At 72.2% G+C, this 22,865-nt stretch carries 24 protein-coding genes and 1 pseudogene; 16 read left to right on the top strand and 9 right to left on the bottom strand.

Annotated elements, in window-relative coordinates:
- Positions 1–10 precede the first annotated feature (10 nt).
- Positions 11–1,234, bottom strand: coding sequence for a hypothetical protein (locus IE255_RS24465; RefSeq protein ID WP_229906557.1), 1,224 nt, complete (start codon positions 1,232–1,234; stop codon positions 11–13).
- 311 nt (positions 1,235–1,545) lie between these two features.
- Between IE255_RS24465 and IE255_RS24470 the strand changes: the two genes are divergently transcribed.
- Positions 1,546–1,701: a DUF6131 family protein gene (locus IE255_RS24470; protein ID WP_190052507.1), complete on the top strand. Its 156-nt coding sequence runs from the start codon at positions 1,546–1,548 to the stop codon at positions 1,699–1,701.
- A 199-nt stretch (positions 1,702–1,900) separates the two neighbouring features.
- On the opposite strand, the gene IE255_RS40185 is transcribed toward IE255_RS24470, so the two are convergent.
- Both IE255_RS40185 and IE255_RS24480 read right to left on the bottom strand, forming a co-directional pair.
- Positions 1,901–2,329 carry a cupin domain-containing protein gene (locus IE255_RS40185; RefSeq protein ID WP_308433987.1) on the bottom strand — a complete coding sequence of 143 codons (429 nt, stop codon included), beginning with the start codon at positions 2,327–2,329 and terminating at the stop codon, positions 1,901–1,903.
- 284 nt (positions 2,330–2,613) lie between these two features.
- The gene (locus tag IE255_RS24480; RefSeq protein ID WP_229906558.1) at positions 2,614–2,991 is read right to left on the bottom strand and encodes a hypothetical protein; all 378 of its coding nucleotides are present in this window, start codon (positions 2,989–2,991) and stop codon (positions 2,614–2,616) included.
- Positions 2,992–3,134: 143 nt separating this feature from the next.
- Between IE255_RS24480 and IE255_RS24485 the strand changes: the two genes are divergently transcribed.
- Genes IE255_RS24485 through IE255_RS24505 form a run of 5 tightly spaced genes read left to right on the top strand, consistent with a single transcriptional unit; the run spans position 3,135 to position 7,306 of the window.
- The gene (locus tag IE255_RS24485) at positions 3,135–3,695 is read left to right on the top strand and encodes an RNA polymerase sigma factor (RefSeq protein ID WP_190052508.1); all 561 of its coding nucleotides are present in this window, start codon (positions 3,135–3,137) and stop codon (positions 3,693–3,695) included.
- Positions 3,692–4,510 carry a zf-HC2 domain-containing protein gene (locus tag IE255_RS24490; protein ID WP_190052509.1) on the top strand — a complete coding sequence of 273 codons (819 nt, stop codon included), beginning with the start codon at positions 3,692–3,694 and terminating at the stop codon, positions 4,508–4,510. The genes IE255_RS24485 and IE255_RS24490 overlap by 4 nt, the downstream gene beginning before the upstream one ends.
- 20 nt (positions 4,511–4,530) lie before the next feature.
- Positions 4,531–5,340, top strand: coding sequence for an ABC transporter ATP-binding protein (locus IE255_RS24495; RefSeq protein WP_190052510.1), 810 nt, complete (start codon positions 4,531–4,533; stop codon positions 5,338–5,340).
- Positions 5,337–6,734: a hypothetical protein gene (locus IE255_RS24500; RefSeq protein WP_190052511.1), complete on the top strand. Its 1,398-nt coding sequence runs from the start codon at positions 5,337–5,339 to the stop codon at positions 6,732–6,734. The genes IE255_RS24495 and IE255_RS24500 overlap by 4 nt, the downstream gene beginning before the upstream one ends.
- Complete coding sequence (locus tag IE255_RS24505; RefSeq protein ID WP_190052512.1) at positions 6,731–7,306, top strand: hypothetical protein; 576 nt, start codon at positions 6,731–6,733, stop codon at positions 7,304–7,306. Before IE255_RS24500 ends, IE255_RS24505 begins: the two co-directional genes overlap by 4 nt.
- 43 nt (positions 7,307–7,349) lie before the next feature.
- Here IE255_RS24505 and IE255_RS39955 read toward each other — a convergent pair whose 3' ends face one another.
- Entirely contained in the window at positions 7,350–7,472 is a 123-nt protein-coding gene (locus IE255_RS39955; RefSeq protein WP_267974562.1) for a hypothetical protein, read from the bottom strand.
- A gap of 200 nt (positions 7,473–7,672) precedes the next feature.
- Here IE255_RS39955 and IE255_RS40415 point away from each other — a divergent pair.
- The 5 genes and pseudogenes from IE255_RS40415 to IE255_RS39360 form a co-directional block, all read left to right on the top strand.
- A pseudogene (locus IE255_RS40415) lies at positions 7,673–7,840 on the top strand (NAD(P)-dependent oxidoreductase); the annotation flags it as partial.
- A 218-nt stretch (positions 7,841–8,058) separates the two neighbouring features.
- Positions 8,059–8,142 (top strand): hypothetical protein, encoded by an 84-nt coding sequence (locus IE255_RS39355; protein WP_308433988.1) that lies wholly within the window; start codon positions 8,059–8,061, stop codon positions 8,140–8,142.
- 43 nt (positions 8,143–8,185) lie between these two features.
- A complete protein-coding gene (locus IE255_RS24515) occupies positions 8,186–9,262 on the top strand; it encodes a class I mannose-6-phosphate isomerase (RefSeq protein ID WP_229906559.1) in 1,077 nt (358 codons plus the stop codon).
- A 13-nt stretch (positions 9,263–9,275) separates the two neighbouring features.
- Complete coding sequence (locus IE255_RS24520; protein ID WP_372487540.1) at positions 9,276–9,872, top strand: alpha/beta fold hydrolase; 597 nt, start codon at positions 9,276–9,278, stop codon at positions 9,870–9,872.
- An 85-nt stretch (positions 9,873–9,957) separates the two neighbouring features.
- Complete coding sequence (locus IE255_RS39360) at positions 9,958–10,200, top strand: sugar phosphate isomerase/epimerase family protein (protein ID WP_268255760.1); 243 nt, start codon at positions 9,958–9,960, stop codon at positions 10,198–10,200.
- On the opposite strand, the gene IE255_RS24530 is transcribed toward IE255_RS39360, so the two are convergent.
- From IE255_RS24530 to IE255_RS24540, 3 genes are all read right to left on the bottom strand, one after another.
- Positions 10,201–13,059, bottom strand: coding sequence for a SpoIIE family protein phosphatase (locus IE255_RS24530; protein WP_229906562.1), 2,859 nt, complete (start codon positions 13,057–13,059; stop codon positions 10,201–10,203). It lies immediately after the preceding gene.
- Positions 13,060–13,245: 186 nt separating this feature from the next.
- Entirely contained in the window at positions 13,246–15,627 is a 2,382-nt protein-coding gene (locus IE255_RS24535; protein ID WP_190052513.1) for an ABC transporter permease, read from the bottom strand.
- Positions 15,624–16,385, bottom strand: coding sequence for an ABC transporter ATP-binding protein (locus IE255_RS24540; RefSeq protein WP_190052514.1), 762 nt, complete (start codon positions 16,383–16,385; stop codon positions 15,624–15,626). Before IE255_RS24540 ends, IE255_RS24535 begins: the two co-directional genes overlap by 4 nt.
- Positions 16,386–16,495: 110 nt before the next feature.
- On the opposite strand from IE255_RS24540, the gene IE255_RS24545 reads away from it, so the two are divergent.
- Positions 16,496–17,692 (top strand): sensor histidine kinase, encoded by a 1,197-nt coding sequence (locus IE255_RS24545; RefSeq protein WP_229906563.1) that lies wholly within the window; start codon positions 16,496–16,498, stop codon positions 17,690–17,692.
- Entirely contained in the window at positions 17,671–18,330 is a 660-nt protein-coding gene (locus IE255_RS24550) for a response regulator transcription factor (RefSeq protein ID WP_190052515.1), read from the top strand. The genes IE255_RS24545 and IE255_RS24550 overlap by 22 nt, the downstream gene beginning before the upstream one ends.
- A gap of 24 nt (positions 18,331–18,354) precedes the next feature.
- On the opposite strand, the gene IE255_RS24555 is transcribed toward IE255_RS24550, so the two are convergent.
- Complete coding sequence (locus IE255_RS24555; RefSeq protein ID WP_190052516.1) at positions 18,355–19,590, bottom strand: ABC transporter substrate-binding protein; 1,236 nt, start codon at positions 19,588–19,590, stop codon at positions 18,355–18,357.
- Positions 19,591–19,645: 55 nt separating this feature from the next.
- Complete coding sequence (locus IE255_RS24560) at positions 19,646–20,077, bottom strand: ribosomal maturation YjgA family protein (RefSeq protein WP_190052517.1); 432 nt, start codon at positions 20,075–20,077, stop codon at positions 19,646–19,648.
- 392 nt (positions 20,078–20,469) lie between these two features.
- On the opposite strand from IE255_RS24560, the gene IE255_RS24565 reads away from it, so the two are divergent.
- The 3 genes from IE255_RS24565 to IE255_RS24575 all read left to right on the top strand — a co-directional run bounded on the left by IE255_RS24565 (position 20,470) and on the right by IE255_RS24575 (position 22,761).
- Entirely contained in the window at positions 20,470–20,673 is a 204-nt protein-coding gene (locus tag IE255_RS24565; RefSeq protein ID WP_028799214.1) for a cold-shock protein, read from the top strand.
- Between the two features lie 233 nt (positions 20,674–20,906).
- Positions 20,907–22,430 carry a DEAD/DEAH box helicase gene (locus IE255_RS24570; protein WP_190052518.1) on the top strand — a complete coding sequence of 508 codons (1,524 nt, stop codon included), beginning with the start codon at positions 20,907–20,909 and terminating at the stop codon, positions 22,428–22,430.
- A 100-nt stretch (positions 22,431–22,530) separates the two neighbouring features.
- Positions 22,531–22,761 (top strand): CBS domain-containing protein, encoded by a 231-nt coding sequence (locus IE255_RS24575; RefSeq protein WP_190052519.1) that lies wholly within the window; start codon positions 22,531–22,533, stop codon positions 22,759–22,761.
- The last annotated feature ends 104 nt before the right edge of the window (positions 22,762–22,865 follow it).

The following is a 22,865-nucleotide window of genomic DNA, read 5'->3' on the forward strand; positions in this document are numbered from 1 at the left end:
TCGAAGCCGGTCAGGGACCGGTGACTGACTTGATCGTGTACGGGAAGCTCTCCTGCTGCCAGATCACCGTGAACCGGGAGACCGGGCGGGTGTCGATCTGGGGCACCCGGCCGTCGGACGTGAGTGTCTTCACGGTGCCGAAGGTGCCGGAACGGCTGATCAGGCGGGCGCCGGTCTTGGTGTAGCTGTACGGGGGCGTCGACTTGGGGACGACCGTGTGGAAGACCAGCATGCCGTCGCCGTCGTCGTCGAGGGCCAGGTCGGGGCGGTCGCCGGGGCCCAGGCCGGTGACGGCGCCCCGGGCACCGGCCGCGGAGAGGCGGCGGCCGAGCAGCTCGAGTTTGCCGGTGCTGCCGTAGCGGGTCCACACGATCATCGAGTCGCCGTCGAGGTCGGTCGCGAGGGCGTGGTGGAGGCCCACGTTGTCCGTGGAGGCGGAGATGCGCAGGGGAGCCGCCAGGGTGCCGGTGCGGCTCCAGCGGGACGCCCAGACCTGCGGGCGGGCACCGCCGCCGGAGCGGCAGCTGATGACCGCGTCGCCGTCCCGGTCCACGCCGACCCGCACCATGCCGAAACCGCCGTACGAAGCGATCGGTGACGTGAGCACCTTCGTCGAGGAGACGGACGTCGACGTGATCCGTCTGGCCACGACGTCCGAGGCGCGCGCCCAGGCGACGACGAACTGGCCGCCGCGGTCCACTCCGATGGCCGGCTTCTCCGCCGAGCCCGAGCCGAGCGTGATGGGCGCGCCGAGCGTGCCGTCGAGATGGAGGCGGCGGGCGACCGCGTACCAGCTTCCGTCGCGGACCTCCGTCCACGCCGCCATCGCGGTGCCGCCCGGGGTCACGGCGACCACCGGGGTGGTCGCGGGCGCCGACGTGGACAGCTTCTGCAGCGGTCCGACGAGGCTGCCGGACGCCGAGAGCCGGCGGCCCACGACCTGGCTGTCCTGCTGCCAGACCACCGCGGAGTCACCGGTGTCGTCGGAGGCGGCCTCCGGCCAGGACGACGCGGCACCGTCGGGCGACAGGGTGCGGATCGTTGTCACCGTTCCGCTCGCGGTCTTCACTCTGGCCTGGATCCGGTAGTAGCAGCCCGGCGTCGACAGGTCGCAGGCGTTCCAGGCCAGCAGGGCGTCGCCCTGCCGGTCGACCGACACCGTGGGGGAATCGTCAGGGGTCCAGCCCGAGGCCGACACGTTCCACGTCGACGTCCACGCCGCCTCGGCGTTCATGGCCATCGTCGCGGTGACCGCGATTCCGGCAGCCGCGGCGACGGAAACCCCGGCGAGAACACGACGCTTCGCCGAACGCCGATGACGTGCTGAAGGCGGAGTCACCCTCATCCCCCATTTCCCGTGATGCGGGCACAGCCGCCACAGGCCGCCCCCAACCTCCAGCGCATCTGCATGCTCAAACGTCACATGCGTACGGAGGGGCGTGAGCGGTCCGGTGATCTCCGGCGAGAAGGGCGCTCGCGCAAGCACTTCCCTCCGGGCCCCTCGCAGTTCACAGTGGAACCGGAACCACTCCCCGGGGAGGCGTCATGATCATCCTGGGCATCATTCTGCTCGTCGTCGGCTTCGTCACCGGCGTATCCATCCTGTGGACCATCGGGATCGTCCTGGTGGCCGTGGGAGCGATCCTGTGGGTCCTCGGCGCGATGGGACACGCCGTCGCCGGACGACGCCACTACTGGTGACCGGCCGGGAACCGCACCGCCGAGGGCTCGCGCATGGCCCTCCTGTGACAGGGCCGGGCGCCGTCGCGCCCGGCCCCGCACCGCGGCGCGTCAGCGTTCCGGTCGCACCGTTCAGCAGGTGCCGGCAGCCGGCAGACCACGTGTGCAGTCCCGTGAGAGGTCTCGAAGACGGCGGAGTGGCGCTGCATCGGCATCGGCATCAACTCACGGTCACGTAGATCTTGCGCACGGTTTCGATGGTCTTCCAGACACCGACGTAGCCAGGCTTCATGACGAAGCTGTCGCCTGCCCTGTAGACCACCGGCTCGCCGCCTTCCGGTGTGAGTTCGACGATGCCGGAGAGGATGTGGCAGAACTCGAAGGTATCGCCCTTGATCGAGCGGGTCTCGCCGGGCGTCGCTTCCCAGATGCCCGTTTTGATCGTCTCCCCGCAGGCGACGTCCTGGGCCCAGGTCTTGAACGCGGGGTTGCCCGAGATCAGGCGTTCCGGGAGCGGCCCGGACTCGCTCGGAGCGAAGAGGGGTCGGGGTCGATGGTCTTCAGAAGCGACATGGTTCTTCCTTTCCTGGGTGCTTGAGGAGTCAGTCGCCGCGGCACCGGCCGAGGAGCCCGATCGGATCGAGTCCAGCCCGGCGCCGCTGCGGACCGATCAACGCTCGGCTCCCCTTCTCGCCTGCCGCCCGTTGCCACGGCCTCGGGGCGTGGCAGGTCGCTCTGCCGCGGTCTTCTGAGCATCTCGAGGGCTCCGGACGGCGCCAATACATGATCTGTCCGGCCGGGGTGCGGTACCCGGACGTAGTGTCAACCGCTCCGGTCCCCTGAACGCCCGCCCTCCTCGCAGCTGCCCTCCGCGATCACTTCGGGATGTGTCCCGTAGCCGCGTCCAGGTCGTTCGTACGTGGCAGGCGTGCGCTATCCACCGGCAGTAAGAGTAGAGAACGACGCCGCCCCGACTCCGAGGACAACCAACTGCACGACGCCCGGGATACGCCATCCCAGGGCGAGGAGGCCACCGCCTGTGAGCACTGCGCCGCCTCCGAGAAGCCACGAGGCCTGTGACGCCACCCGCGAGGCACTCGACTCACTCGACGCACTGACGCTGTCGCTTGCGTAGCCGTCGGCCCATCCCGCCATCCCGAAGTCGTACACCATCCAGGCGATGACCATGAAGTCGATGACGAGCAGCGCCACGGTGACCCCGATCTGCCGGCCGGTTGACGGCTCATTCGCCGGTTTCATGGCCACTGCCGTCCCGTCTTCAGATGACGATCCACGATCCCCTAAGTGCATGCGGTCAGCATGGTGTTGTGGCGGACACGGCACATGAGTACAGGTACTCATGTGCGCAGGCGCCTGCAGATGGCGCTGCCGGGCATGTGACGGGGGTCACGTAGAGGGGAAAACCGGGAGGGCGGGCCCGGCGTCTAGGGGGTGTGAGATCAGCCAGGAAGGCACCGGGTGAGCTGGACGAGGAGCGTCTCGTCCGGCTGGTGGCCAGGGGTGACCGCGCGGCGTTCGAGGAGCTGTACCGGCGCACCGCGCCGTGGCTGGCGGTGCGGCTGCGCCGTCGCTGCGCCGACGAGCAGATCGTCGCCGAGGTCATGCAGGAGACGTATCTGGCGGTGTGGCGCGCGGCGGGCACGTTCGCGGGGGCCTCGGTGGGCGGGACGGCCGTCGGATGGCTGTGGACGATCGCGGCGCGCCGCCTCGTGGACGCCTTCCGGCGCAGGGCCCACCATGCCGAGCCGCCGCCGGCCGCCGCTGTCGCCGACGCGGTGCCCGCCGCCGAGGAGGAGGTGCTCGCGGCGACCGTCGGTGGGGACGTCGGTGACGCGCTGCGGCGCCTGGCACCGGAACTCAGGCAGGTACTGCAGGCCATGGTGCTCGACGGGCTGTCCGTCCGGGAGACCGCGGTGCTGCTCGGGCTGCCCGAGGGCACGGTCAAGACCCGTGCCCGCCGGGCCCGGATCGCGATGCGGAGGGCGCTGACATGAGCGTGGAGCACGCGTCGACGCGGATCATCGACGGTTACGCGCGCGGCGGCACCGGCCTCGCCGCCGACGAGGTGTGGGCCCTGGAGGCCCATCTGGAGACGTGCCGGGTCTGCCGTGACCGGCTGTCGGCCGCCGTCGACGCCGAGGTGCCCGCCGTGGCGTCGCTGGTCGACACCGTGTGGTCCGGCCTCGATCCCCAGCTGGCCGCCGTCGCCCCGGTGCCGCGCCGACGGCACCGGTCGGCGCGGCTGTCGAGCTGGCTGACGCCCACGATGGTGCCGTGGCTGGCCATGGTCGTGAGCGTGACCCTGCTCGCGCTGCTGCTCGACCTGGCCGGCACCGGCTCCGGCGAGGTGTCGCTGGTGCTGCTGTTCGCCCCGGTCCTGCCGGTGCTCGGCGTCGCGGCGTCGTGGTCGCGCGGTCTCGACCCGGCGTACGAACTGACGGCGTCGGTGCCCAGGGCCGGGCTCCATCTGGTGCTGCGGCGCACCGCGGCCGTGCTCGCCGTGGTCGTCCCCGCGCTGCTGGTCGCCGGCTGGGTGACGGGGGTGACGGCCGCGCAGTGGCTGCTGCCCTGTCTGGCCTTCACCTCGACGACCCTGGCGCTCGGCGGTGTCGTCGGTGTGACCCGCGCCGCCGTCGTGCTGGGCGCCGTGTGGGCCGCCGTGGTCGTGGCGCCGACCCTGGCCACCAGCCGTACGGCCTTCGCCCTGCAGACGGGCGGTCTGCCCGTGTGGGGGCTGATCCTCACGCTCGGCACCGGTGTCGTGATCGCCCGCAGGGGCGCGTACTCCGTGCTGGGAGCCCATCGTTGACCATCGGAAAGGATCCTCACATGGTGCCCGCGGTGAGCGCGGCCGACATCGCGCCGACGGCCTACGCCTGGGAGATCCGGGCCACGGGGCTGAAGGTCAAGGTCGGCAGGAAACGGATGGCCGTCGACGGGCTCGACCTGTCGCTGGGCACCGGTGTGCACGGCCTCCTAGGACCCAACGGGGCGGGCAAGACCACCCTCATCCGTGCGCTGGCCACCGTGCTGCGCCCCGCCGAGGGCACCCTGGAGCTGCTCGGTGAGTCCGTGGGCGGCCTGGGCGAGCACCGTGCGGTGCGCCGCCGGATCGGCTACCTGCCGCAGGAGTTCGGCTACTACAAGCGCTTCACGGTGCGCGAGTTCGTCGAGTACATGGCGTGGCTGAAGGAGGTTCCGAAGGCGGAGATCCCCGCGGCGGTGCAGCGCGCCGTGGAGCGGGTGGGCCTGGCGGACCGCGCCGACGAGAGGATGAAGGCCCTGTCGGGCGGCATGGTGCGCAGGGTCGGTATCGCCCAGGCCATCGTCAACGACCCGACGATCCTGCTGCTCGACGAGCCGACGGTCGGCCTGGACCCGGCGCAGCGGCTGCGCTTCCGCGAGCTGCTGCAGGAGTTGGGCACGGACACCTGCGTGGTCGTCTCGACCCATCTGGTGGAGGACGTCGCCGCCGCCTGCACCGACGTGGTGCTCTTCGCCGAGGGCCGGCTGGTCTTCCACGGTCCTCCGGACGAACTGGCCTCGGTGGGCGGCCCGGAGCACGTGGGCGACAGCCCGCTGGAGCGCGGCTACTCGGCGCTACTGCTCAACCCCGGGCAGGGAAAGGGCACTTGGTGAACATCCGCGTCCTGCGCATCGAGCTGAAGCGCTCCGTCGCCCCTTGGGCCGGCACCGTGGTCCTGACAACGGCGCTGGCGTTCCTGTACCTGCTGAACTCCGACTGGTGGCGGGGCACCACGGCGTGGACCGCCCAGTGGACGCCCCTGGCCCTGTGGACGCGGTCCCTGTTGTTCTATCTGTGGCCGCTCGCCGTGGGGCTCGGGGCGCTGCAGGGCCTGCGCGACCACCGCTCGAAGATGTCCGAGCTGCTGACGAGCACGCCGCGGCCCGCCTGGCACCGCGCGGCCACGCTGGCGGGCACGACGGCGATCACGCTGGCCTCGGCCTTCGCGCTCCTCGTCCTCGTGGGCGGGGTCCAGGTGCTGACCAACTCCGAGTACACGCACCTCGGTTGGCTGCCGATCTCGCTGGTGGGGGCGTTCTCCCTCGTCGCGGGGGCCGTGCTGGGCATGGGGGCCGCGCGGGCCCTGCCGTCCGCGCTCACTCCGCCCGTGCTGGCCATGGGCGCCTTCGCGTTCACGGCCCTCCTGCACTCGTCGTTGGGCCGGACGCGGACGGACACGGCGACGGGGCTCCCGGGCACGGAGCCGAACCAGCTCTCGCTGCTGTCACCGGCGGTGCAGGAGGTGCGGGACGCGCTCGTCACCCTCTCCCCCTCCGTGCACGTCGGGCAGACGGTCTGGCTGCTCGGCATGGCCGCGACTGGCTTCGCGCTGCTGGTCGCCGCGACCCCGCGCGCCCGGCTGACCGCCCTGACGCCCGTCCTGGCGGGCGCGGCGATCGCCCTGCTCGTCCTCCCCTCCGACCCGCGCCGGATGTATGTCGTCGACGAGGCCGCCGCGGAGTCGGTGTGCGACGGGCCGGTGTGCGTGACGAAGACGCAGCGGGCACGACTCGCCGACGTGGCGGGTCCCGGCAAGGAGGCGCTGCGCCTGCTGCGCGACGCACTGGGCGGCCGGGCGCCGGTCTCGGTCCGGGAGAACACCGCCGTACTCCCGGAGGGCTCCACGCCTCGGTGGTCCCGCACGACCGTGCTCTTCGACTTCGACGACGAGATCATCGCCACCGCGAAGGGCGAGGAGCTGACCTGGGCCCTGATCGCCGAAGGCATGGTGCCGGGGTGCTCCCCCGTCGGCTGGAGCGGCTTCGGGGGAGACGAATACGCGCAGACCGTCGCGGTGGGCTGGGTCCTCGGGGACCTCAAGCCGCTTCCCGGCACCTTGTCGGCGGGTCTGCGCCGCGAGCTCGACGCCGAGGCCCGCCCGGTGTGGCAGGACCTCATGGCGCTGCCGCGGGCCGAGCAGCTCGCGCGGATCAACGCCATGCGCGCCGCCGCGCTCTCCTGCAAGGGCGACGCGTTCGAGGCGCTGAAGGGTGGTGCGTCCCGGTGAGATGGCTGACGCTGTACGCGCGCTCGCGTCAGGTGCCCGCGTCCCTCGCCGTGGTGGTGATCAGCGCGGTGGCGGTGTGGGCCCTCACCCGGGACGAGGGCGAGGGGCCCGGCGATCCGCGGATGTGCGTGCTCGTCCTCGCCGCGGGGGCGATGGCGGCCTCGACAGGGCTCAGCGGGCAGGACCTCGCGCTGGACCGGACGGCCGCGATCCGCTGGGTGCCCCGCAGAGCGGCGCATGTGCTGTTCGCCGGCGCGGTCGTCGGCGCGGTGCTGCTGACCGTGCAGGCAGGGGGCGAGGAGATGGCCACCACCGCGTTCGTCGTCCGGGACAGCGCGGGCCTGATGGGACTGGCCGCGCTGGGCGCGGCGCTCTCGGGCGGCCCGTACGCGTGGACGCTGCCGTTCGCCTGGCTCTCGTTGTCGTTCTTCGCCCCGCCCGCCACGAGTGCGCCCATGCAGGTGGCGACCTGGATGCTGCTGCCACCCGGCACGGCGGCGGGCACCTGGACGGCCCTGGTCCTCACGGTCGCCGGCACCACGGCCTACGCCTGCGCGGGACCGAGACGCTAGGGCATGGCCGGCTGCACGGCCCGAGCGGCCGTCGCTCGCCCTGTCAGCCGTACTCGGGCTGCCACATCGCGTCCTGGGCCTGCTGGATCACGTCGTCTGGGCGGGCCCGGGCGACGCCGTCCTCGGCGGCGCGGCGGGCGACGGCTTCCGCCGCGGCCTGGAGCATGCCGAGAGCGCCGCGGGCGGCAGCATCCCTACCAGGCCGTGGCGCTCCCGCTCCTCCTGGGTGAAGGCGACGCCCTTGTTGCTCAGCGGGTCCGTGCGCAGCGCGCGGCCGTTGATGTCCTGTGTGCGATGGTCGGGGCTCGTTTGACCCCACACGCCCGGGTAACCCGCCCGCGAGAAAGGAGAACGAGGTACGTCCCCATGAGCAAGCCCGCACAGCAGCAACATCCTCCGGGTGCCGAGGCGGCCCTGCGGCCCCGGGCCGACCACGGTGAGCACGGCTACCGCGGATCGGGACGGCTGGCCGGGAAGGCGGCCGTGATCACCGGGGGCGACAGCGGCATCGGCAAGGCCGTCGCGATCGCCTGCGCCCGCGAGGGCGCCGACGTCCTCATCTCCTACCACGGCCCGTCGAGGCGTTCGGCCGCGTCGACGTCCTGGTCGGCAACGCGGAGTTCACATGTTCCGCGACTCGATCGAGGAGATCCCCGACGAGGAGTGGGACCACACCCTGGCGACCAACCTCAGCGCCATGTTCCATCTGGACGCCGCTGGGCCGGGCCGGACAGCCGGCCGAACTCGCCCCGGTGTACGTCCTGCTCGCCTCGGACGAGGCCGCGTACGTCTCGGGTGCGCACATCGCCGTCACCGGCGGCCGGCCCACCCTCTGACACCCAGATTTTCTGAGGGCCCATCAGGAACCAGGAGAGCACTGTGGACTGGTATCCCCTGCGGCTGACCACCCCGGTCAAGCAGCACGTCTTCGGCGGCCGGGTCCTCGCCGAACGGCTGGGCCGTACCGGCCTGCCCGACGGCCCGGTCGCCGAGACCTGGGAGGTCAGCGACGTGGACGGCGAGGGAGCGCGGGTCGCGGACGGCCCGCTGGCCGGCCGCACGCTGCGCCGGCTGGTCGAGGACCACCCCGACGAACTCGTGGGGCGCGGGTGGCGCGGCCCGCACTTCCCGGTGCTGACCAAGTTCATCGACGGCACCGGTGCCCTCCCGGTCCATCTGCACGCCGACGACGACACCGCACGCCGGCTGGAGGGCGAGCCCCACGGCAAGACCGAGGCGTGGCACGTCCTCGACGCGGCCCCGGGAGCCACCGCCCTGGTGGGGACGAAAGCCGGGGTGGACCGGGACACGCTGCACCGGGCCCTGCTCGCCCAGGACTTCGACGCGGTCATGCGCCGGCTTCCGGTGCGGGCCGGGCAGACCGTCTACGTACCCGGCGGCACCCTGCACAGTTTCGGCCCTGGCACCCTGGTCTACGAGATCGAGCAGACCTCCGACGTCCAGCAGCACGCCATGCGCCGGCACATGGAGGACGGCTCGGCACTGGACGACGAGGAGTGGCACGCCAACCTCGGGCGGCTCCTCGACGAGTGGCGTCCCGGTCCACGCCCCGAGTTCCACTCCGGCCTGAGCATCCGGGTCGACGACGCGGTGGAGCGCACCGTGCTGTGCGCCGGCCCGTACTTCGCCCTGGAGCGGTGGCGGGCGGGCACCAGGGCCCCGCTGGTGCACGACTTCTCCACCGCGCTGGTCGTCAGCAACGCCGGTGCCCCGGTCACCGTGGAGTCCGGTGGCCGGTCCGAGTGGCTGGGGCGTGCCCGGAGCCTGCTGCTGCCGGCCGCGCTGGGCCGCGTACGGATCCAGGGGCCCGCCGATGTCCTCCTCGGCTACCTGCCCGACCTGGAACAGGACATCCGCGCGCCGCTGCTCGCGGCCGGGCACGGGACCGCCGCCGTGGCCGCGCTCGGTGAGGGCCTCACCGAGCCACGCACGTAGGAAGAGCTACCGGGTGCCGAGGCTGGCCAAGGACCTGTTCGACCTCCTCGAAGCACTCGACCTGCGCGAGGTCACCGTCCTGGGCTGGTCACTGGGCTGCCCGGTCATCTGGAGCTATCTGGAGCTGTTCGGCAGCCACCGCCTGGCCCGCGCGGTGTACGTCCAGCAGGCGCCCCGCCAGTACTACGCACCGGACTGGCCGCACGCACACGCCACCTGTTACGACGAACCCTCCCTGGCCGCCCTGCGGACGCAGCTCACCTGCGACACCCCGGCCTTCGACGAGGAGCAGATCCGCACCGTCTTCGCCACCGAACCCACCCCGCCGGAAAGGGAGTTGCTCCTGACCGAGATGGCCAAGGCACCCACCTACGCACGCAACGCCCTGATGACCGACCACACCCGCCACGACTGGCGCGACCTGCTGCCCACGATCCGGTTGCCGGGCTGGTCCTGGTCGCACGTCAGGACCAGGTGTTCCCCTGGCAGGGCCCCGCCTGGGTCGGTGAGGCGCTGCCGGACGCCCGGACGGTCTTCTTCGAGCAGAGCGGCCACGCGCTGTTCTTCGACGAGCCGGAGAAGTTCCACCGGACGGTCACCGGCTTCCTGACCGACAGCGGGAACGACAGCAGGAACGACACGGACTGGCCCGCTTCCGCCGCAGCAACCCCGTCCTGCTCAACGCCGAGACCGCCATCTGGACCTACCGGCAGGCGCTCGACATCGTCCAGGAGGTCGACCGCGAGAACGTGGGCGTCTGTCTCGACCTGTGGAACCTGTGGCAGGACCTTGATCTCGTCCCCCGCCTCGCCGACGCCCCCGACCGCCTGTTCCTGCTCCAGGTCAGCGACTGGCGCACACCCCGCTCGCGGATGGACCGGCGCGGCGTCGGCACCGGCGACATCCCGGTCGGCCAACTGCTGCATCTCGCCGGCTGACTACGGCAGGAGCTGCTCGGTCCAGATGCATTTGCCGTGGGAGGTGTAGCGGGTTCCCCAGCGTTGGGAGAGTGCGGCGATCAGCTGGAGGCCGCGGCCGCCTTCGTCGGTGTCGAGTGCGCGGCGGATGTGCGGGGTGGTGAGGCTGCCGTCGGTGACCTCGCAGATGAGGGAGCGGCTGCGGATGAGGCGCAGCCGGGCGGGGCCTCTCGCGTGGCGGATGACGTTGCCGACGAGCTCGCTGGCGATCAGCTCCGTGGTCCACAGCAGGTCGTCCAGGTGCCAGTCGGTGAGCTGGCGTCGTATGTGGTCGCGGGCCTGGCCCGCGGCGATCGCATCCTCGGGGAGGTCCCAGCACGCGACGTCGTCGGCGGCGAGTGCGTGGGTGCGGGCCACGAGCACCGCGGTGTCGTCGCTCGTCTGCTCCTTGGCGGGCAGGAGAGCGGAGGTGAGCGCGGTGCACAACCGGTCCAGACGCCGGGCGTCGGCATCCCGGTCGGTGATCGCGGCGCCCGGATCGCGCCCGTCGGGCAGCCGGGCGTCGGTGAGCGCGTCGGCCAGGCTGGCCATGCCGCTGTCGATGTCGCGGAACGCGGACTCGACCAGGCCGTCGGTGTAGAGCACGAGCAGGCTGCCTTCGGGCACCTTCAGCTCCACCGTCTCGAAGGGCGGCGTGGCCGCGCCGAGCGGTGGGTTCTGGGGCAGCTGCGGGAAGTGGACGGCGCCGTCGGGCCGGACGAGGGCGGGCGGGGGGTGTCCGGCCCGGACGATGGTGCACACCAGGTCGATGGGGTCGTAGACCGCGTACAGGCAGGTGGCGTAGAAGTCGTCGCCGAGGTCGCTGACCAGGTCGTTGAGGTGGGAGAGCAGTTCGTCGGGGGGCAGTTCGAGTCCCACGAGGGTGTGGACCGCGGTGCGCAGGCGCCCCATGGTGGCGGCCTCGGACAGTCCGTGGCCCATGACGTCCCCGATGACGAGCGCGACGCGTTCGGCGGACAGGGGGATGACGTCGTACCAGTCGCCGCCGACCTCCAGGCCCTCGGTGGCCGGCAGGTAGCGGGCCGCGGTGGTGACGGCCGGCAGGGAGGGCAGGAACAGCGGGAGCAGGCCGCGCTGCAACTCCTGGGAGCGGGTGTGCTCGGCGTCGTACAGGCGGGCGCGTTCCAGCGCCTGGGCGACCAGACCGCTGAGCGCGGTCAGCAGGGCCTGGTCCTCCTCGCCGAACCGACGCGGCCGTGAGAAGGAGATGACCAGGCAGCCGATGGGACCGCCGGGGACGATCAAGGGCACGTACGCCCAGGCATGCTTGCCACCGGTGAAGGCGAGGTCGGCCACGTCCGGGTAGCGCTCGCGGAACTCCCGCCTGGAGACGAGGTACTGCGGGGCCCGATGGCGGACGGCGTCGGTGAACGGGCCGTGCTCGGACAGGCTGATCGTGTCGGGGATGCTGTTCAGGAACTCCTGGGAGTACCCGGCGCTGCCCGCGACGCGGAGGCTCTCGCCGTCCACGAGCTGCACCAGGAGGCCGGTGGCACCGAAGAGGGGCAGGACGCGCTCCGCGACGGTCTCCACGACGTCGCTCACGGCGACCGCCTCGGCCAGTGCCTCGTTGAGGCGCCCGATGTGGGTGGTGCGCTGGGCGGCCGCGCGCTGTGCCGCCTCGCGCCGCTCGTCCGCCAGCCGCTTCTCGGTCACGTCGGTGAGGTAGACCGTCACCCCGTCCGGCGAAGGGACCAGACGCAGGTGGTACCAGCGCCGGTTCGCCGGCCACTGGACATCGAAGCCGGTCGGAGCGCCCGCGGCGGCCGCCTGTCGGCAGCGCTCCTCCAGACCGGGCACTTCCGCACCGGGAACATCCCACAGGACGCGGCCGAACAGCTGCTGCGAGGGACCGAGGAGACGCTCGGCGTGCAGGTTGACGAACTCGATCCGCCAGTCGGCGTCCACCGTGAGGAAGCCGTCGCTCATGTGCAGCAGGGAATGGGCGACCGAGTCCAGCGCCGCCCGCTTCTGCGTCGTCTCCCACACGGTGCCCATGAAGCGGGCCGGTTCGCCGTCCTCGCCGAGGACGACCTGGGCGCGGGCTTCTATCCAGACGACCGTGCCGTCCGGCCGGCACAGCCGGTACTCGGCCGCGTACTCGCTGCGCTGCCGGACGGCCTGCTCGACCGCGGCGACCACGCGCGGCAGGTCGTCGGGGTGGACGAGCCCGACGACGGTGTCGACGCGCCCGTCGAAGGTCTCCGGGTCGATGCCGAGGATGGCCATCGTCGTCTCGTCGTAGACCACGTCGCCGGTGCGGAGATTCTGCTCCCAGCTGCCGACGCGGACCGCCTCGCGTGCCTGCCGGAGTCGGGGCCCGGCCAGGTGTTCGGCGTTCCACCAGGCAGGGTTGAGGCTGCCTGTGGTGGGGGTGGGGTGGGCCAGGCGCTCGCACACCCACCGTGCGAGTTCCTCCAGGAAATCCCGCTGGGCGGCCGAGGGAACGTCACACACGGTGACGACCGAGAGCACTCCGAGGGAGCTGCCCTCAGCGGCGAGCAGCGGGACGGCCACGATCCCCGTGCCGCCGGAGAGGGCGCGGGCCTGGGTGTCGGTCGTGGGCAGCCACACGAGCGCGCCGTCCCGCAGGGCCCGGACCGGTGCGGTCTCGTCCTGCCAGCCGAGGGACTCCCACTCCTGGGCGAACTCCCGGGGCAGTCCACCCGTCGCCGCCAGGTGCAACGGCCTGCTGTCACCGGGTATGCGCAGGTGCACCATGCCACCCAGCCCACCGAGATCGGCCACCGCGTGATGCAACGCGAGCTGGAGCGCCTCGGCCTGGGTCTGCCCGTCGCCCATGTTTCTGAGCACGCGCATCCGGGCGGCTTCCGGCGCCTCCGCCGCTGTCGCTGCCGGTGGAGGCTGACCGAGCTGTTCGTCTGTGGCCATATGGATCACACTCACCGTCCCGCGGGGAGGGACGAAATTTACACTACAAATCAGCCATACGATCCGAATGTGCGTTTACCGCATCATCTCATTGCTCCGGATACCTGCCTCTGCTCACGCCCGCCGCATGCGCCGCAGGGCGAGGTGGGCCGGGAGGACGGTGGCCGCCGTGCCGAGCAGCAGGCAGCCTGTCACCACGCCCGTGAGCCAGGACCAGGCCAGTGACAACTCCACTGGCAGGCCCAGCTCCTCGCGGAGGCCGTGGGCCGCGCCGAACAGGCCCGGGGCGGCCACGGCCAGGCCCAGGGCCGCGCCCAGGACGACGACGCAGCACGTCTCGGCGGCGAGGGCCCGCAGCACCTGGCGCGGCGTCGCACCGGACAGGCGCAGGACACGGAAGTCGCGCACCCGGCCTGCGGTGGCCGTCAGCAAGGTGGAGGCGACGGCGATCGCCGTGTAGCCCGCCGATACGGCGACGAGCATCAGGGTGAAGATCCACACCAGCCGGTCCTCCTCGGCGTCGTCCGAGGCCGCGTACGCCTCCACGGAGACCTCGTCGGCGCGCAGCCCGGGCAGCAGGCGAGCGGGGGCGGGGGTGGTGCGGTAGGCGACGTCCGCCAGTGCGGAAGGGTCGTGGTCGCGTACCAGGTCGCGCGGGAGGAAGACCTGGTACGGCATCGAGTCGTCCACCACGGCCGTCACGTGCAGCCGCCGCGTACGGCCGTCCTCGAGGGTGAGTGAGGCGACATGGTCCTTCCGCCAGCCGTGCGCGGCCGCCACGGCCGCGGTCACGACGACGGTGTCGCCACGGGGCGCGGGCACGGCGTACGCCTGTTCGAAACCGGACGCCACCCCGGCCGCGGACAGGGCCGCCCCGCCCTCACCGCCGTACACCGTCGTCGACAGCAGCGAGGTGCCCTCGATCCGGGCCACCGCCGCGTCCGACAGGCCCGGCGCCCCCCTGGGCACCACCGCCGCCTCGGCCCGTACGGCCGCGGCCTGCCGGGCGGTGTCGGCACTCTGGGTCATCTGCACGGTGCTGGTGATCAGTACGGCGAAGGCGACGGTCGCCAGGACCGGGGCGAGGGTGGCGGACGTCCGGCGCACCGCGGTGATCATGTTCTCGCGCACGAGCACAGCCGTCACACCGGGGCGCCGGACGAACGGCCGGGTGAGCGTCCGGATCACGGGCCCGACCAGCGCCGGTGCGAGGAGGGTCAGGCCGACGGTCAGGCTCATCGCCGTCCCGAGGGTCAGCAGCACCATGCCGTCGGCCCCCGCGAAGGCCGTGCCCGCCGAGCAGACCGCGCCCACGCCCGTCGCCGCCAGCCCGACGGCCCAGCGGCGCCGCGTCATCGGCCGACTGTCCACGGCCGCCTCCCGCATCGCCTCCAGCGGCTTCACCCGGGACGCCCGGCGCGACGCGGCCCCCACGCCGGCGAGCGCCACCACCAGGCCCGCGGCGAAGGCCGCGACCGGTACCCACCACCGCAGGCGCACCTCGAAGCCCGCGGGCTGGAAGCCCGCGTCGATCAGCACTCCGTTCACCGTGGGCGCGAGCACCACGCCGAGCAGCGCCCCGGCCGCCGCTCCGACAGCGCCCACCGCCAGGGCCTCGCCGTACACCAGCCGCTTCAGTTGCCGCGGTGTGGCGCCGATCGTCCGGAGCAGGCCGAACTCGCGGCGCCGCTGCGCGACGGCGAACGCGAACGCCGAGGAGACGATGAAGACCGCGACGAAGGCGGACAGCAGCGCCATGGCGGTGAGCACCTGGCCGCCGATCCAGCGGGTCATCTCGTCCTGCTTCGGCGCCAGCGCATTGCGGGAGGCACCGGTCAGGACCGTGCCGTCGCCGTCGACGACGCGCCGCGCGGCGGCAGCGACGCGGGTGGCGTCGCTTCCCGGCTCCAGGAGCAGCCCGATGGTCCGTACCCCGCCCGCCAGTTCCGAGGCCCGCCGGTCGGTGACGTAGTAACCGGGGCCGTTCATCGTCCCGGACACCGAGAACCGCTGCGGTCCGCGCGCCGTCAGCACCGTGACGGGCTCGCCCGGCGTGAGCCCGAGGGACCGGTCCACGACGATCTCGTCCGCGGTGACGGGCGGCCCGCCCTCGCTCAGGCCGTACTCCGCGAGCGCTGCCGTGGACCAGGGGTGGCCCTGACGTTCCCCCCTGCGCTGTTCGGTGTCCGCCGCCTGCGCGTAGAACGACCGGTCCGTCACCGCATCGGCCACTCCCGGCAGCTCGGCCAGCTCCCGTCGCAGTTCCTCGGCGCGCTCCGGTGCCCACGGCGGGTTCTCCGCGAACACTCCGCCGGTCTGCGTCCCCGCCGGACTCTGCACCAGCACCGGCGCCCCCGCGAGCCGCTCGGGCACCCTCCTGCCGTCCGACAGCAGCACCAGCATGCTCATCGCCACCACCGCGACGCCCAGCGCCACGGCCACGAAGCAACCCAGGAAGGAGGTCCAGCGTTCCCTTGCCGTCGCCAGGCTGATCACGGTCCCACCTCCAGCGCGGCCGTCCGCGCCGCGATCGCCTCAGCGCCCGCGGCACCGGCCAGTTCGTCCACGAGCCGTCCGTCCGCCAGCACCAGCACGCGATCCGCGTACGCCGCGGCGGCAGGGTCGTGCGTCACCATCACGACCGTCTGGCCATGGCTGTCCACCAGGTCCCGCAGCAGCCGCAGCACCATCCGCGACGCCCCGCTGTCCAGCGCACCGGTCGGCTCGTCGGCGAAAAGGACGGCGGGCCGCGCGATCATCGCCCGCGCGATCGCGACCCGCTGCTGCTGGCCTCCCGACAGTTCGCCCGGCCGGTGTCCGAGACGGTCCGCGAGCCCGACGGCGGCGAGCACCGCCCGAACCTCCTCCGCCGCGGGGCGGCGCCCGGCCAGTCTCAACGGCAGTTCGACGTTCTGCGCGGCGGTCAGTGCCGACACGAGGTTGAACGCCTGGAAGACGAAGCCCACCCGCTCCCGGCGCAGCACCGTCAGCGCGTTCTCGTCCAGCCCGCCCAGGTCCGTACCGCCGATCAGCACCTCCCCGGTGGTCGGCCGGTCGAGGCCCGCCGCGCAGTGCAGCAAGGTGGACTTGCCGGAACCGGAGGGGCCCATGACGGCGGTCATGGTGCCCGCGGCGAAGTGCGTGGACACGTCGTCCAGAGCCGTGACGGCCTGGTCCCCCATGCCGTGGCGCTTCGTCACCGAGCACAGCTCGACGGGCCGCACGGCCGCCGAAGTGGTGTGTGTCGTGGTCATGATGCAAGACAACGGCAGCAGAACCACCCGGCACATTCCCGCCTGGGCGAGAGGTGATACTCCATCTGGCACTACTGCCTTGCGGGACCGGCGCCGCTACGTTCGACCGCGTGACCCCTCGAACCGTCCTGGAGGCCCTCGCCCGGAGCCCGTTGGGCTACCTCCGCACCGTGTGGCCGTGGCGCGCGCTGGGCTTCCTGCTGTCCGGCGGGGTGTTCGCGACGGCCGCGTACCTCGGTGTCGGCGGGCTGTTCACCGCACCCATCGGCACGTGGGCCGCCGTGCTCTGTGCGGTGGCCGTCGTGGTCTTCGCCGCCGCCCTCGCGGGTCCCCTCGAGCGACGCCGCCTCGCGCTCGCCGACCGGAGCGACCGCGGCGGCGGCAGTGACCGCGGTGACCGGCCCGAACGGCGGAACGGCCTGCTGGTCGCCGGTTACGGTGCCGTGTCCGTCCTGGCGGTGGGCTGGATGGACCTGGCCGTCGTCCTGGTCTCGCTCGGCATCCCGGGCTTCCTCCTCCTCGCGCCCCTGCAGCCCACCGCCTCCGCCTGGCAGGCCGTGGCCGGCCCGGTCGCGGGTGCCCTGCTGCTGCCCGTGTCCGCGTACCCCATCGGTGCGTGGGCCGGCGTCCGCGCCGCGGTGACCCGGGCCGTCCTCTTCCCGAAGGACCAGGAACTGCGCGAGGTCGTGCGCTCCCGGGCCCGCCTCGTCGACGCCTTCGAGACCGAACGCCGCCGCATCGAACGCGACCTCCACGACGGTGCCCAGCAGCGCCTCGTCGCCCTCACCATGAAGCTGGGCCTCGCCGCCCTCGACCTGCCGCCCGGCAGCGCCGCGGCGCAAGAGGTCGCACAGGCCCACGCCCTGGCCAAGGAGGCGCTCACCGAGCTGCGGGAACTGATCCGTGGCATCCATCCCCAGGTCCTGACCGAACGCGGGGTGACCGCCGCCGTGCGGGACATCGCCGGGCGTTGCCCGGTCCCCGCGCACCTGGACATCGATCTCTCCGGCCGGCTGCCGGCCGCCGTCGAGCAGACGGCGTACTTCGTGACCGCCGAGGCGCTCACCAACATCGCCAGACACAGCGGTGCCGACCACTGCCGCATCACCGCCCGCTGCGTCGACGGACTGCTCCGCCTCGACATCGAGGACAACGGTTCCGGCAACGCCGACCCCGCTCGCGGTACGGGTCTCATCGGCCTCGCCGACAGGATCGCCGCCGCCGACGGCAGAATGCTCCTGTCCAGCCCGCCCGGCGGGCCCACCCTGCTGAGAGCGGAGATCCCGTGCGGCCGTCCCTCCGCATAGTGATCGCGGAGGACGCCGTCCTCCTGCGCGAAGGTCTCGTCCACCTCCTCCAGCGCTTCGGCCACCGGGTCCTCGCCGCGGTGGGCGACGGTCCTGCCCTGCTCGCCACGGCCCGGGAACACCGGCCGGACCTGGTCATCACCGACGTGCGTATGCCACCCGGCCGGGCGGACGAGGGGCTGCGGGCTGCCCGCCTGCTCCAGTCCGAGCAGCCCGGGCTCGCGGTCCTCGTCCTCAGCCAGTACGTCGAGCAGACCTTCGCCGAGGAACTTCTCGACGACCGTCGCGGCAGCGCCGGAACGGGCTACCTGCTAAAGGAACGCATCGGCGACGTCGAGGAGTTCGCCGACGCGGTCACCCGCGTCGCCGCCGGATCCACGGTCGTCGACCCCGAAGTCGTACGCCAGTTGCTCGCCCGTCGCCGCGATCCCCTGGACCGGCTCACACCCCGCGAACGCGAGGTCCTCGCCCTGATGGCCGAGGGCCGCTCCAACGCGGCGATCGCCCGCCGCCTCGTCGTCACCGAGGCCGCCGTCGCCAAGCACATCGCGAGCATCCTCCTGAAGCTCGAACTCCCCCCGACGGCCCCCGACGACCACCGCCGCGTCCTGGCGGTACTGGCCTATCTGCGCGCCTGAGCCCACCTGCCGGGCCCGGACCGATCAACCCGGCCCGGCCTCTCTCTGCACCTGCTCCAGGACCTGCTTCGCGGAGCTCGCCCCGCTGAAGAGGTCGGCCCCGTACTGGTTGAGCAGTTGGTTGACCCGCTCCCAGTTCTCCGTCGTACGCAGCGGAACCGCCGTGGCGTTGGCGGCTTCGAGAACCTCCCGGGCGCCGGGGATGCGGGCGTTCTCGTACCACGCGTGCTGGGCCGACTCACGGGACGGATAGGCACGGCCCACCCCGCCGAGCCACTCCAGGTGCTCCTTGGCGGTCATCAGCGTGATCGCCTTGAACGCCCCCTCCGGGTCCGGGCAGGACCTGGAGATGCCGAACCCGGAACCGGCCGAGTACGTCCTGCTGCCGTCCGGGCCGGCGGGAATCGTGGTCAGGCCCACCTGGAAGCCGGCCTGGTTCTTCAGGTTCAGCAACGCCCACGGGCCGTTGGCGCCCATGGCCACGTCGCCGCTGAGGAACGTCCTGTCGGAGAACGTGGGATCGGCGGCGGGCACGCGGGGGGCGACCTTCTTCCTGGCCGCCAGGTCGGCGTACCACTGCACGCCCTCGATCATGGCGGGGGTGGTCAGTCGCAGCTTGCCCGTCGCGTCGGCGGGCTGCGCCCCGGTCTTGGTCAGCACCATGGGAAACATCCACACATCCTGGGGCGCCGCCACGAACCCGTACGTCCGGTCCCCCGTCAGCTTGCGGGCGACCGACTCGAACTCGTCCAGGGTCCAGCCCGGCCTGGGCTCCGGCACTCCCGCGTTCCGGAACATGTCCCTGTTGTACGTGAGGATCGTCGGCCCGACGTCGTACGGCAGCGCGTACTGCTTCCCGTCGGCGCTCAGCCCCTCCATGACGGACTTGTCGAAGTCCGTCACATCGAACTTGTTCCTGGCGATCAGATCGTCGAGCGGCAGCATGCCCTCGGTGTAGCCCCCGGTGCGGAGCGACTGCATCGAGACGATGCAGGGCGCGTCGCCGCTGTCCAGGCGGGTGCCGAGCTTGGCGAAGTAGTCGTCGAAGGACGAGGTCTCGAGCTTGATCGTGATCTGCGGATCCTCGCGGGAGACACGGTCCGCGAACTCATGCCAGACCTGCTGTTCCTCACCGCCGGTGGCCCACATCGACCAGGTCAACGTCTTCGAGCCGCCACCGTCGGCGCCGCACGCCGTCACCAGCGTCCCGGCCAGCGCCACGGCGACGGCTGCCCTCACTACGATGCGCAGCCCTGTCATGACACGTCCATATGTTCTCTTTAGGACAATGTGCCCACATTGTGACATACGCCGCCTAGCTCCGCCCGACCCACCTGTGGCGGGAGGAACGCACCGCGGTGTGAACGAGCCAGCCCGCCACCGCGCCGACCGCGTACCAGAAGAGGTCGGGTGCGTTGAAGGTGGAGCCGAGCACGAGGCGGGCGAGGGTGCTGCGCTCGGAGAGCTCCGCCGGCACCTGGCTGAGCTGGAGGAACTCGACGGCCCAGCTGACGGCCAGCGCGCCTCCGGCGGCCGCCAGCGGCGTCACCCGGGGAGCCACCAGAACGACGAGGGTGAGCAGCATGACGGTGTACAGCGCGTCTCCGCCGTACTTGGCCAGGTCCCCGGCCGCGACGGCCCTGAGTCCCAGCCCCGCCCCGACCGTCACCACCGCGGCACCGGCCGCCGCCAGTCGGGTCCGTACCGGGTCGGCGGCGCCCTCACGGGCTTCGGCTGTGCGGGTCATGAGGTCATGGTGCCCTGATGTGACCTTCATCGCGGTGGCCGGGGTCCGGCCCGTTCGGCGCTGTGCCGTCCGCCGGCGACCGCGGCAGCGGCACATCCGCCGTAGAGGGAGGTCACAGCGCTGCGGGCGGTGGCGCACGGCGGGAAAACCGCTCCCGCGATGAGCATATCTGTACTCGCAAAATGAGAAATTGGTGCGGGGCACACCGAGTATTCCTCGATCACCGGACGGATCGCAATTATGGTCCGTGCAGGGCCGATCGCACCGTGCTACTGTCGATCTCAGTTGCAGGTGTGGTTGCCAGAAGGTTCATTTCCTACGGGTTAATCATCACGGCGACACGGAATTCACACAGGGTGGATTCCCGACACCGTCTCCGAAGGAGAAATCAAATGGCTACTGGCACCGTGAAGTGGTTCAACGCGGAAAAGGGCTTCGGCTTCATCGAGCAGGACGGCGGCGGCGCCGACGTCTTCGCCCACTACTCGAACATCGCCACCCAGGGCTTCCGCGAGCTGCTGGAAGGCCAGAAGGTGTCCTTCGACATCGCGCAGGGCCAGAAGGGCCCGACGGCCGAGAACATCGTCCCCGCCTGACATCGGCGCTGACGCATACTTCGCAGCTGGGGCCCGCACCTCTGGGGTGCGGGCCCCGGCTCGCTGCTTTTCAGGGCGCGAGACGGGAAAGCTCCACCGCATCACCGACCGGTGACATATTCCCCGTCGGTCCGACTCGCCCCACCTCTACTCCGGCTCGTCTCGAGATTTCTCTGCGCCGCTCATCTGCTGCGGGAATTCCTTGCCACGTGCCCCATCAAGGAAGGTCCCGCATGAAGCGCGCCCACACATCTCGCACCTACGATCGCTTCGCCGGAGGCTCCGGCGCCAACCGCTCGGACGCCAACCGCTCGGGCGCCGGCCGCTCCGGCGGTCCGCGCCGCGCCAAGAGCTACGGCAGCCGGCAGCCCGGACGGGCCGTACAGGGCGAGTTCGCGCCCCCGAAGACGATCACGCCCGCGCTGCCCGCCGTCGAGGCGTTCGCCGACCTCGACATGCCCGCGCGGCTGCTGGCCACGCTCGGCCACGAGGGCGTGACCGTACCGTTCCCGATCCAGGCGGCGACCCTGCCGAACTCCCTGGCCGGCCGTGACGTCCTCGGCCGCGGCCGCACCGGATCGGGCAAGACCCTGGCCTTCGGCCTCGCCGCGCTGGCCCGTACGGCGGGGCGGCGTGCCGAGCCGCGGCAGCCGCTCGCCCTCGTCCTCGTCCCCACCCGCGAGCTCGCCCAGCAGGTCACGGACGCCCTCACGCCGTACGCCCGCTCCGTGAGCCTGCGGCTCGCCACCGTCGTCGGCGGGATGTCCCTCGGCAGGCAGGCCGCCGCGCTGCGCGCCGGTGCCGAGGTCGTCGTCGCGACGCCCGGCCGGCTCAAGGACCTCATCGACCGGGGCGACTGCCGGCTGAACGAGGTCCGCATCACGGTCCTCGACGAGGCCGACCAGATGGCCGACATGGGCTTCATGCCCCAGGTCACCGCCCTGCTCGACCAGGTGCGCCCCGACGGGCAGCGGATGCTCTTCTCGGCCACCCTCGACCGCAACGTCGACCGGCTGGTCCGCACGTACCTGCACGACCCCGTGGTCCACTCCGTCGACCCGTCCGCGGGCGCGGTCACCACGATGGAGCACCACGTCCTGCATGTGCACGACGCGGACAAGCACCGGACGACCACCGAGATCGCGGCGCGCGACGGCCGGGTGATCATGTTCCTGGACACCAAGCACGCGGTGGACCGGCTGACCAAGCACCTGCTGAACAGCGGTGTCCGGGCCGCGGCCCTGCACGGCGGCAAGTCCCAGCCGCAGCGCACGCGGACCCTGGCCCAGTTCAAGACCGGCCATGTGACGGTCCTGGTGGCCACCAACGTCGCCGCGCGCGGGATCCACGTCGACAACCTCGACCTGGTCGTCAATGTGGATCCGCCCAGCGACCACAAGGACTACCTGCACCGCGGCGGCCGTACGGCCCGCGCCGGCGAGTCCGGCAGCGTCGTCACCCTGGTGACCCCCGACCAGCGTCGCGGCATGACCCGGCTGATGGCCTCGGCGGGCATCACCCCCCAGGTCGCCCAGGTGCGGTCGGGCGAGGCGGAGCTGAGCCGCATCACCGGCGCCCAGGCCCCCTCGGGCATCCCGGTCGTCGTCACCGCGCCGGTCGTGGAGCGCCCCCGGGGCGGGTCCTCGCCGTCGCAGGGACGCCGGGGCCGCCGGGGCTCCGGCGGCCAGGGCCGGCCCACCGGCGAGGCGGCTCGCCACCGGGCACAGCGGCGGAGCGGCTTCGGCTCGGCCGCCTAGAGCCCCTGTGACGACCAGCCAACCCCTTGTGCGGCAGGAGGCACCTATGACGCCGGCTCAGACGCGGCACGCTGCGGGAGATCACCCCGCTCACCCGCTCATGACCGTGGTCCACGACGGGCACGCGCCCGGGCCCCGGATCCGTGACGACATGACGGTCGAGGTGGCTCTGTCCCTCATGGCCGGTGCCCGTGTCGATCACCTCGTCCTCTGCGACGGGGACGACCAGAGCACGGGCCTGGTCACCCTGGCCTGGCTCGCCGGTCTCCGCGACAGCCCCGCCTACACGGACCGGATCCGGCTGCGGGACGTCCTCGCCCTCGCCCACTGATCCATCCGCTTCACCCGCACAGACCCGATGAGGGCCCTGCCGACGCGCGTCGGCAGGGCCCTCGTCGTCGTGTCACCGCCTTGCCGTGGGCGCGGGGCTCCGGA

Source organism: Streptomyces lomondensis (assembly GCF_014651035.1).
Taxonomy (GTDB): Bacteria; Actinomycetota; Actinomycetes; order Streptomycetales; family Streptomycetaceae; genus Streptomyces; species Streptomyces lomondensis.

Bases quoted from the DNA above. Each gene is read 5' to 3' on its own strand.
- IE255_RS24570 (WP_190052518.1), top strand. From the start codon at position 20,907: ATGAAGCGCGCCCACACATCTCGCACCTACGATCGCTTCGCCGGAGGC.
- IE255_RS24470 (WP_190052507.1), top strand. From the start codon at position 1,546: ATGATCATCCTGGGCATCATTCTGCTCGTCGTCGGCTTCGTCACCGGC.
- IE255_RS24575 (WP_190052519.1), top strand. From the start codon at position 22,531: ATGACCGTGGTCCACGACGGGCACGCGCCCGGGCCCCGGATCCGTGAC.
- IE255_RS24480 (WP_229906558.1), bottom strand. From the start codon at position 2,991: ATGCACTTAGGGGATCGTGGATCGTCATCTGAAGACGGGACGGCAGTG.
- IE255_RS24465 (WP_229906557.1), bottom strand. From the start codon at position 1,234: ATGAACGCCGAGGCGGCGTGGACGTCGACGTGGAACGTGTCGGCCTCG.
- IE255_RS39955 (WP_267974562.1), bottom strand. From the start codon at position 7,472: ATGCTCCAGGCCGCGGCGGAAGCCGTCGCCCGCCGCGCCGCCGAGGAC.
- IE255_RS24490 (WP_190052509.1), top strand. From the start codon at position 3,692: ATGAGCGTGGAGCACGCGTCGACGCGGATCATCGACGGTTACGCGCGC.
- IE255_RS24540 (WP_190052514.1), bottom strand. From the start codon at position 16,385: ATGACCACGACACACACCACTTCGGCGGCCGTGCGGCCCGTCGAGCTG.
- IE255_RS24565 (WP_028799214.1), top strand. From the start codon at position 20,470: ATGGCTACTGGCACCGTGAAGTGGTTCAACGCGGAAAAGGGCTTCGGC.
- IE255_RS24530 (WP_229906562.1), bottom strand. From the start codon at position 13,059: ATGCGCGTGCTCAGAAACATGGGCGACGGGCAGACCCAGGCCGAGGCG.
- IE255_RS24555 (WP_190052516.1), bottom strand. From the start codon at position 19,590: ATGACAGGGCTGCGCATCGTAGTGAGGGCAGCCGTCGCCGTGGCGCTG.
- IE255_RS24495 (WP_190052510.1), top strand. From the start codon at position 4,531: ATGGTGCCCGCGGTGAGCGCGGCCGACATCGCGCCGACGGCCTACGCC.
- IE255_RS24560 (WP_190052517.1), bottom strand. From the start codon at position 20,077: ATGACCCGCACAGCCGAAGCCCGTGAGGGCGCCGCCGACCCGGTACGG.